This window comes from Scytonema sp. PCC 10023 (assembly GCF_963920835.1).
In the GTDB taxonomy this organism is placed as follows: domain Bacteria; phylum Cyanobacteriota; class Cyanobacteriia; order Cyanobacteriales; family Nostocaceae; genus Kalymmatonema.
In genome coordinates, this window is the sequence record NZ_CAWUDP010000190.1 from 1 (window position 1) to 8,348 (window position 8,348).

Annotated in this window: 12 protein-coding genes; all 12 read right to left on the reverse strand. The window is 42.3% G+C overall.

Features of this window, described 5'->3' with window-relative positions; genetic code table 11:
• Positions 1–37 precede the first annotated feature (37 nt).
• On the reverse strand, positions 38–289 hold the full coding sequence (locus ACM0OZ_RS46830) for a hypothetical protein (RefSeq protein ID WP_414589811.1): 252 nt from the start codon (positions 287–289) through the stop codon (positions 38–40).
• Positions 279–2,444: a DNA translocase FtsK gene (locus ACM0OZ_RS46835; RefSeq protein ID WP_414589812.1), complete on the reverse strand. Its 2,166-nt coding sequence runs from the start codon at positions 2,442–2,444 to the stop codon at positions 279–281. The genes ACM0OZ_RS46830 and ACM0OZ_RS46835 overlap by 11 nt, the downstream gene beginning before the upstream one ends.
• Positions 2,445–2,726: 282 nt before the next feature.
• Positions 2,727–3,536: a lysozyme gene (locus ACM0OZ_RS46840; protein WP_414589821.1), complete on the reverse strand. Its 810-nt coding sequence runs from the start codon at positions 3,534–3,536 to the stop codon at positions 2,727–2,729.
• Between the two features lie 26 nt (positions 3,537–3,562).
• Positions 3,563–4,201 (reverse strand): M23 family metallopeptidase, encoded by a 639-nt coding sequence (locus ACM0OZ_RS46845; RefSeq protein WP_414589813.1) that lies wholly within the window; start codon positions 4,199–4,201, stop codon positions 3,563–3,565.
• Positions 4,201–5,046, reverse strand: coding sequence for a hypothetical protein (locus ACM0OZ_RS46850; RefSeq protein WP_414589814.1), 846 nt, complete (start codon positions 5,044–5,046; stop codon positions 4,201–4,203). Before ACM0OZ_RS46850 ends, ACM0OZ_RS46845 begins: the two co-directional genes overlap by 1 nt.
• Positions 5,047–5,361, reverse strand: a complete 315-nt coding sequence (locus ACM0OZ_RS46855; RefSeq protein WP_414589815.1) for a hypothetical protein — start codon at positions 5,359–5,361, stop codon at positions 5,047–5,049. It lies immediately after the preceding gene.
• A 1-nt stretch (position 5,362) separates the two neighbouring features.
• Positions 5,363–5,857, reverse strand: coding sequence for a hypothetical protein (locus ACM0OZ_RS46860; RefSeq protein WP_414589816.1), 495 nt, complete (start codon positions 5,855–5,857; stop codon positions 5,363–5,365).
• 17 nt (positions 5,858–5,874) lie between these two features.
• Entirely contained in the window at positions 5,875–6,456 is a 582-nt protein-coding gene (locus tag ACM0OZ_RS46865; RefSeq protein ID WP_414589817.1) for a hypothetical protein, read from the reverse strand.
• Between the two features lie 4 nt (positions 6,457–6,460).
• Entirely contained in the window at positions 6,461–7,303 is an 843-nt protein-coding gene (locus ACM0OZ_RS46870) for a phage terminase large subunit family protein (RefSeq protein WP_414589818.1), read from the reverse strand.
• Between the two features lie 9 nt (positions 7,304–7,312).
• Positions 7,313–7,531: a hypothetical protein gene (locus ACM0OZ_RS46875; RefSeq protein ID WP_414589819.1), complete on the reverse strand. Its 219-nt coding sequence runs from the start codon at positions 7,529–7,531 to the stop codon at positions 7,313–7,315.
• Positions 7,528–7,782, reverse strand: a complete 255-nt coding sequence (locus tag ACM0OZ_RS46880; protein ID WP_041042218.1) for a hypothetical protein — start codon at positions 7,780–7,782, stop codon at positions 7,528–7,530. Before ACM0OZ_RS46880 ends, ACM0OZ_RS46875 begins: the two co-directional genes overlap by 4 nt.
• An 8-nt stretch (positions 7,783–7,790) precedes the next feature.
• Positions 7,791–8,312, reverse strand: coding sequence for a hypothetical protein (locus ACM0OZ_RS46885; protein ID WP_414589820.1), 522 nt, complete (start codon positions 8,310–8,312; stop codon positions 7,791–7,793).
• Between the last annotated feature and the right edge of the window lie 36 nt (positions 8,313–8,348).

An 8,348-nucleotide genomic window follows, 5' to 3' on the forward strand; every position in this document is an offset into this window, starting at 1 on the left:
CCTTGCTACTATCCACATTTGGATTAACAAAATATTATTAGTGGGATAGGTTCATAATAAATTTGGCAGCAGCAGCTACGTTATCGCTATCTCGCCCAAAATTTTTCACATACCAATGAAATTCAATCCAAACTGCACCATCTAAACAAAATCCACATTCTCGGACAAATTCAGCAATTAAGTTTGTCCAGTATTTTTTAAGCTCAGCGCTCGCTTGCCAACCCGACCGTGCCTGGTTAATAATTTCGTTCATACTAGGGGGTAGAGGCATACTTAGTTCAAATATCATCTTCCTCACTCCCTTGAAAGCTATTTAAAAATTCCTCAACAACGTTTCTAAATTTTTTATACGATCTACCATCATGGCGCGATAAATTAAAGACAGCTTTTACAATCTCATCAAGTTGATAGCCCTTTTGATACAAATTCAAAATTGAGTTTTTAGCTGACTCATCAAGCTGTACATTAAAATGAAAACTACCTTCAAAATCAGTCTTTGATTGCTTAGTTTTAGTAACAGCAGTGGCTTTAGACTTACCTCTGTCATGACTACTACCCTCACCAGACAAACTAGCGACAAATTCATCAAAGTCTAGTCCAGATTCCCATGCAGTATAGGGGTTATCTTGGCTTTTTGCTTCATTGAGTAACTGCTTGAAGTATTCAGGATCTTCATCGTCAGCAACGTATAACGCCTGGAGTCGTACCACCTCAGTCGTCTTGTACAAGAAATCCCCATATCCCAGCAAATAGACTGCACGCTTGTCTTTATCGTCCCCAAGGATAATACAACTGTCTTCAGGACGAGTCGTAACAAAGGCAGTCTTAGCTGGAAAGTTTGAGCGAATCAACGGGTCAATGACGTTTTTGTCAGGACGCTGTGTGTATAATAGGACATGAATTCCCGCACCACCTGCTTTTGCAAGCAACTTCATCAACGCACTCTCAATGCGCGAGCAGTAATTATCATCCGAAAGCAAGTCAAAACACTCGTCAATCAGACAAACCAATCGCGGCATGATAATACCAGGTGCAAACCGCAAGTTATACTGGGCTATTGTTTCAATACTGCTGTGCTGTTCAAACTCCTGGTAGCGCAATTCCATCTCCTCAACCAGGTAATCAAGCAAGTTAGCAGTAGATTCTGCATCACGCGCAACTGGGGCTATAAGATGAGGTAGCCCATCAAATTTACCAAACGTCACACGTTTAACATCAGAAAGCGCCAACCGCACAACCGATGGTGGATACCGCCGCACCAAATACAAGATTGCTGCTTTCTCAAACTGCGATTTCCCACCCCGCGTTCGTCCACCGCCCAGAATATGGGTGACATTATCGCTATACAGGGGAATTTCGACATAGGTACCATCGACATCAACACCACCAGGGATGGATACCGAATGAATGTCAGGTTCGCCGTCAAACTTAACGTAGTCACGGAAATAGGCAAACTGTCTGTCTAACCTGGGTATGTCAAATACTACCCCTCCAGGAACTACACTCACCATTGGCGCAACTTTCAAGCTCAATTCTTCACCAAGCTGCTGTACTAAGTCGTTACCAATGTCTTCTACCTTTTTGTAGGTAACACCCCGTCCCAGTTTTACCTTAATGCGGTTAAAGGTAGGACCAGTTTTGGCATCAACATATTTAGCATTGATACTAAAATCTTCCAAGGTATCAACTAATAATTTTCCTGCCTGTTCCATAGTAGAAATCTGTGAATGAACGATTTTATTAGTAGCAGCCTTACTATCTAAAGATTTAGGCTCGTTAATTGTTGAACCATCTCCTGTAAGTTGCAAATCTATTGGTTTACCTATAACACGTGCAACAAGCACTGCGGTACGGTAACAATAATTTTTGATGAAATCATCTTTAGTTTTATTCACTAACTCTAGAAAATAACTAACTTGTTTATTGCTTAAAAATAAGCTGTAAAGATTTTCTTGAACAACTTGGTACCCAATCTGCTTAAGATAAATATTTTTGATGGAGTCAATATGTTCAAATAAGGATTCCATTGGACATGAATCTGCTATTTGAACAATCTTATAGTGTATGTTACTCTGCTCCCATTGCGATGGAACACGATTGACATGGATATACTCAAGAGCATAACGTACAAACTCATACTGGTTTAAAGTACAGTGTTCTGCACACACCGATAATATTTCTTCATCACTTGTAAGAGCAATTACTGATTCATATATTAACTGGAATAAAAACTCTAAATCAAATTCAATAACCGGACGTGATAACTTCGTCTTAAAGTCAATCTGTTGTAGAACAGTTTCAGCATAAGAAACTAATGAAGGTAAAGCGCACCATACATTCACCATAATCTCTTCATTGCTTAAACCATCTTGTTTGGCTTGCACAATTGCAGTCAAAACTTGTTGTTTTTGAGATTCGATATTATTGTTGTAAGGTACTAGCATTAGTAATTATTTAACTCCAAAATCTGTTAGAGTTTAATAAGCTTTACCAAAAATTTCTCAATATGGATAATTCCATTAAGTTGAATACCGAACAAGAAAAGCTTATTGTTGATACAGTTGTGGAGGGTTTAGATATTGATGAAATACATGAGAACCTAAACAAAGCATGAAATCAAAAGCTTATCGATATCATGTCGCAGGGAAAAGAGGAATAGAATTATGGAAAATACTATCACAAGTCAATGTACCTAACTTAAAACGTAAATGGCACAAACCTTTACCCTATTTTCGACCTTCATAAACTACCAGCATTTTTTGATAATAATTACGTAACTCTTCTATGGTTCGTGGATTTTGATTGTACGAGTTGCAAATAAGACTCGCCCATACCCTGCCCACTTTACATGCCGCAGTATTAAATCTTCCTACTTCAATATCACCTAAGGCATTATTACGACGAATATATTCAATTGCCATCTTGTCTTGAGAAGCTGGACTAAAATCCTTCAAGTTTAATTTTGGCGCTAAGTCATACCAACTTTTATCCAACATTTGATAAGCACCAGCCGCAGTTGAACAAACAGTTTTACCATTAATTGGAGCGCACTGTTTCTTTAATGGATGTGTCGAAAAATCATCAAAAGTTCCGTTGAATACTAACTTACGATAACTTTCTGACTCACTCGTTCCCGTTTCTGCCCAGCGAATTGTTGCCAAAAAAGCACTCAACCGTGGTGAATAAGAACTTGTACTAACTCTTGTTCCCAAACTATTTAACGATACTGAAGAAACACCAGTACCCTGAGAACTAAAAAAATAAATACTCAAAGTAATTAAAGAAGCAGTTGACAAATGAACTGGCTGAAAACGGGATATCAATTGATGGCGAGGATTCCAAATTAACCCAACTAAACCACCAACAACAAACCCAAATTTCCAACTATTGAGTACCCTACCAAAACTAGGCACCTGACAGACAGTATCTGCACTCTTTGATGCCAAACTACATGGTAATGAAGCCACTCCATAAGAAAATGCAACAGAGCAGGCTGCACCAACCAAACCTGATATAAAAATCGGTACAATTTGCATTTCTCTAGCTAATAGCGAAATAACCTTCAACGGTTAGGTAAATACTTGTGCAAGTAAGGACGGGGGTTTTGCGCTACGCCATCAGAGCGAACTTCAAAGTGCAAATGTGGTCCTGTCGAAAAACCCGTACTACCTACCGTCGCAATCATCTGTCCACGTACAACTTGTTGCCCTTGTTGCACGTACAATTCGTTGGCATGACCGTAGAGAGTAGAAATATTTCCCTGATGTTGGATAATAACTGCATTTCCATAACCATCTCCTTTGTCACCTGCGCTCACCACCTGACCGGAATCAGCTGCATAAATTGGCGTACCCATTGACGCACCAAAATCAAGAGCGTTATGAAACTTGCGATCGCCCGTAATGGGGTGTGTTCGCCAACCAAACTCACTAGTTACGGGAGTACCAGTCGCAGTCGGAAAAACAAACCGACCAGAAGAAAAAGTCTTGTTATCATCAGAAGATTGAGTTTGGTGTTGTAATGCACTCTGGAGAGATTTAACTTTCTTGCGCGATTCAACCCACCCAGAAACCTGGGGAATCACCATAGCTGCAACTAAAACCGAAGTTGCGATCGCATAACCCCAATTCTGGTTAATACGAGGATTTAGCCGCTTTGCACCGTTAGTACCCCCACTACGAAAATCTATAACCAACCGCATTACAAGTCACTGACATCCAAAATTGTTGTTGTAAAGATATAATTGGGATTCTGACGGTAACGACGGTCAGACTTCACCCGAGGCATAAACTCGTCAAGATGTCCATTCTCCGACTGTGCAGCAAGACATGCATATGAAGCTTTATCAACATACTTCTGATTGCTTCCCGAATGCTGATTAAGCCCAATCCTCCCAGACTGTATAGGTTCGCCATTAACGTCACCACTTCGATTTACAGAGCGACGAAACTTCACCGGAGCAACCTGAACTAACCCCGACTCGACTCGCCCAAATATCCCGTGGTGCATACCCACTTGCCAAGCTTGATACTGCCCTGGCTCAATAAATGCTGCGCCTGCTTTCCCTAATGGATTGCGTATTGCAGGTAATCCTGGCTTAACTGTTGCTGCCCAGTTACCAACAATCACTGGACTCCCAGAACGAAACTGCAATATTATACGGCGATCGCTCCACTCGTTAATGCGATTCCCATTTGGTCTACCAAACTGATCAGCGCCACGAATGTAGATAATATTAACTTCTCCAGGGTTTTGGGATATTTGGTAGCCTTTGCGCTGCATCGCTTGATATACCCGTGATGCCAAATTACGAGTAGGTTGTGGATTAACCTTTGTTTGGATAGATTGCACGATAGGCTGCGATTCGATAAACGTAGATATCGGCTGCACAACAATGCAGACAACCAACACACTCGTTACGATGGCATATTTCCAAGCGGGTGATTTATCATCAACTGATGAGGTATCAGATGCAGCGTCAACAGGTAATTTTACTGGATGAGTATCATCCTCCCTCTGTGAGTAAAACTCAATAACAAACCGCATTTACCCACCTTCACGAGTATCTTTCTTCCTAAAAGTATTCGTTTGATTGGAAAGTTCATCTTGCCAACAACCAACATTGTTGGCGTTCAAAACTGCTTCAAAATCATTACTAGCTTCCGGACAAGCAGTTGGAGTAGCAGTAGAAACAGTTCTATCGGGAGTAGCAGCAGGTAAAGCAATAGAATTAACTGGTAATTTGAGTTTCTTAAATAAACCTGCTGCCGGACGCAAATCATAGAAGCGTAGATACCCAGGTTGCAAAATATCTGCAATCCACATCAACAAAGTCATCCAAAAAATAATTCGCACCCACATACTATTCCAGTTGCTTGACAACCGGAAGTGCAAACTGTGGAACTTCCTTGGGCACAACCTCTATCTTCTTGCCTGAAGCATACCCTGGACCTGTGTAATTTCCATTTAAAAGAAAATTAATGACCATCACAAACAACCAAAACCCAACTGCACCCACCCCTACAGGCGATTTTATACAATCTCCAAGAAAGTAAGCAGGATACCAAACAAACCTCCAAGGATTCTGCGGGTGTAGTCGATGAGCTTTCCATGTCTCCACATAAGGAATCTCAATTTGAGGAATCTTCGGCTTATAAGTATTAGGTGCAGTAATGTACCTAACTTCTACTGGTTGAGTATCGTAAGTCATCATGGGAGGAACATTCCCTTGTTGCTGATTTATGACTCCTCCTTGTTGTTGTACCTGCTGCAACATATTTTGCAAGCGGTTTACAGGCACAATTGATCCGCCTTCTGAATAATCAACATCAAAATTACGGCGCTGATTTCTACTCATAAAAAACCTCGAATTAACTAACTAGTCAAATGATTGTCATTCGCTTGGGGATTAGTATCTTCCCAAAAATCTTCATCCTGAAGTTGGGCGTAAAACTCCTCTTGAGAGAGCATTCTAGATTGGTTTTGAATCCCATCACTGGCTTGATTACTAAGCGATAGTGAAACGCTGCTGCCTTCACCAGAACGCCCTAACTTAGAAGTAGAACGCGGGGAAAATTGGACGACATTCTTAGCCAAAAATTGGTTAGGGTATCCCATTCCAACAGCAGGAGGTGACGGCAAAGGGGAAGGGTGGACATCAGCAGCTTTAACTTCAGAAGGTTGATTGCGGGAATTCTCCAAGTTATCAGAAGCTTCTACGGTATCCACAGCATTGTTATAGTCAGAAATTCCCCACCCTAAGAAACAAGCAAACCCAGCCAGAAATAGAACTGCACTCATCCAATGCACGCCTGAGTTAGGGGATGGCATCATCTCGACAGTCGTGCGAGATGAACCCTCAAGAGTAGTACGAATAGGGGTACGTTTGACTGCCGCTATAACATTGAGCGAACATAAGGCTATACAAACTATCGCAGCAGCAAACTTAACGTACATAACATCACCCCCCTGATTTGTTAACAGGCTGTTTATTAAGAACTGGCTTATTCTGATTCTTCTTTGTCTGCTGGAGATATATCTGCCTTTGCTCCTCCCGCTGCTTTATCCTAAGGCGGATGTCTGCTACTTGCGCCATCTGCTCTACTGGATCTAGATACCCCCGCGCCCGTAACAACTGCGCCTGTGCAAGAGAGTATGGTTCTTGAGCATTTCTAATTTGAATAACCATCTGATTCAAATCCACCGACGGTTGGGACTCCAAATTCTGGGCATAATCGATCGCCTCAAGTTTACCCAGCAGCAAAACAGCAGCAGCCCCTGGTGGTAGTTTTTCTTCAACCTTTGTCCCGTCAGTTCGCTTGTAGCCCCAATAAAATGTGTTGTTTCCAGAAGCAGCTTCCAACAAAACATCCAAGGAGTTGAACTTGACTATCTCCAGCGCTGGCATATAGTGCAGACGGTAAAATCCTGAGTTTTCGTCAGCCTGCATCCTGGATATCTCACCCCGCAGCTGCTGTCCCCACAATGCCGCCGCTAACTGTCTCCAGCCTGTAAGAGTAGGTGTACCCTCGACTGAGGAATAACTGGAAAGATAGTCAATATTGTAGTCAGTACGCGAGAGCTTCTCCAGGTAAACCTCCCGAATCTGAGAAACTTGCGCCTTTGCTTGCTGTACCTCAGATACAGAATTAAGAGGAATTTGCTGCTTCCACCCTACCATTAGAGCAACAGAACCAATTACAGATAGCGCCCCAACAGTTGAACAAACCGTCCATAAGGTGACATTTACCTTTGTCCGCTTTCTTGTTTGCTTGGTATCTCGCACAGGAGTAGGAGTAAACATAACTCACCACTATGTATTATCAACAATCAAACGCAAACGCGGACGTTTATTCAACTGACGGGCAACTGCTATCCCCGCTCCACCAACAACTATCCCGGTAAGCAGTAACAATGGGTGTAAGGCAAGAGTTGCTCCTACTCCCATCAGTTGTCCTACCATTCCGGAAACACCTAGGTTCATCAACAATCCACCAGCTGTATTAATCAAAAAATCGAATGCTGCATTCATACCTGCTCCTTAGTAAACCAAATTACTACTAGTGCCAAAACCAAACCAACTAATTCACCTATGCCCACACCAATCAAAATTGGCTGAATACTGGAAATCTCCTGTCTCTCTTGAGTTGGGGGAACTGCCACCCACGTCCCAACCACAGTACCAGTTGCTACTGAAAGAAAATTTATACCAACTGCCAGAGTAGATGTCTTACGAGCGTTGAGTAAACTTTCATCCCGTATTTGATAGCAAATGGGTAGCATTTGAGCTACTATTTCTTCTGAGATTGCCCTGTTTTCGGTTGCAAGGACTTCAACTGCAAGGGCTGCGGTGTCGATGTACCGACCAACAGTGGATGAGTCTGTTCCCCCCAATTCACCTTGCCGAAAAAATCGTTATCAATGCGCGAGTTAATTCGCTCTTGCGCTTCATCGTAACCAGGCGGAACGGAAGTATTACTTTCACCTAGCGAACTGCTGCCATGAAAAACAAATTCTTCTAAAGCAAGTGTGGAAGACTCAAGCACCACCTTATGACGTAATTCCCCTAACTGAATGCCCCTATCTGCATCCCGGTAAAGTATTCCTACAAAGCTGTCGGGCGAAGCTTGCTCTGGGTCTACTCCAAATCGCTGTTTGATGTACTCCCGCTTGTCGAATTTATGTTCGCCTACTTCTGACTTGCGATCGCGCATTGCAATCAAGTGCTGGGCAGCTTTTTCCAGAGACATACCCTCACGAGAAGCAACCTCTTTGAGTTGAACTAGCTGCTGCTCAACTCTTAAGAAACACATTCCGTCGCCGTAGATTGAGCAACGAGATTAAAGCCT

Excerpts from the sequence above, each read along its gene's own strand:
- ACM0OZ_RS46830 (WP_414589811.1), bottom strand. The coding sequence starts at position 289 with ATGATATTTGAACTAAGTATGCCTCTACCCCCTAGTATGAACGAAATT.
- ACM0OZ_RS46835 (WP_414589812.1), bottom strand. The coding sequence starts at position 2,444 with ATGCTAGTACCTTACAACAATAATATCGAATCTCAAAAACAACAAGTT.
- ACM0OZ_RS46840 (WP_414589821.1), bottom strand. The coding sequence starts at position 3,536 with ATGCAAATTGTACCGATTTTTATATCAGGTTTGGTTGGTGCAGCCTGC.
- ACM0OZ_RS46845 (WP_414589813.1), bottom strand. The coding sequence starts at position 4,201 with ATGCGGTTGGTTATAGATTTTCGTAGTGGGGGTACTAACGGTGCAAAG.
- ACM0OZ_RS46850 (WP_414589814.1), bottom strand. The coding sequence starts at position 5,046 with ATGCGGTTTGTTATTGAGTTTTACTCACAGAGGGAGGATGATACTCAT.
- ACM0OZ_RS46855 (WP_414589815.1), bottom strand. The coding sequence starts at position 5,361 with ATGTGGGTGCGAATTATTTTTTGGATGACTTTGTTGATGTGGATTGCA.
- ACM0OZ_RS46860 (WP_414589816.1), bottom strand. The coding sequence starts at position 5,857 with ATGAGTAGAAATCAGCGCCGTAATTTTGATGTTGATTATTCAGAAGGC.
- ACM0OZ_RS46865 (WP_414589817.1), bottom strand. The coding sequence starts at position 6,456 with ATGTACGTTAAGTTTGCTGCTGCGATAGTTTGTATAGCCTTATGTTCG.
- ACM0OZ_RS46870 (WP_414589818.1), bottom strand. The coding sequence starts at position 7,303 with ATGTTTACTCCTACTCCTGTGCGAGATACCAAGCAAACAAGAAAGCGG.
- ACM0OZ_RS46875 (WP_414589819.1), bottom strand. The coding sequence starts at position 7,531 with ATGAATGCAGCATTCGATTTTTTGATTAATACAGCTGGTGGATTGTTG.
- ACM0OZ_RS46880 (WP_041042218.1), bottom strand. The coding sequence starts at position 7,782 with ATGCTACCCATTTGCTATCAAATACGGGATGAAAGTTTACTCAACGCT.
- ACM0OZ_RS46885 (WP_414589820.1), bottom strand. The coding sequence starts at position 8,312 with ATGTGTTTCTTAAGAGTTGAGCAGCAGCTAGTTCAACTCAAAGAGGTT.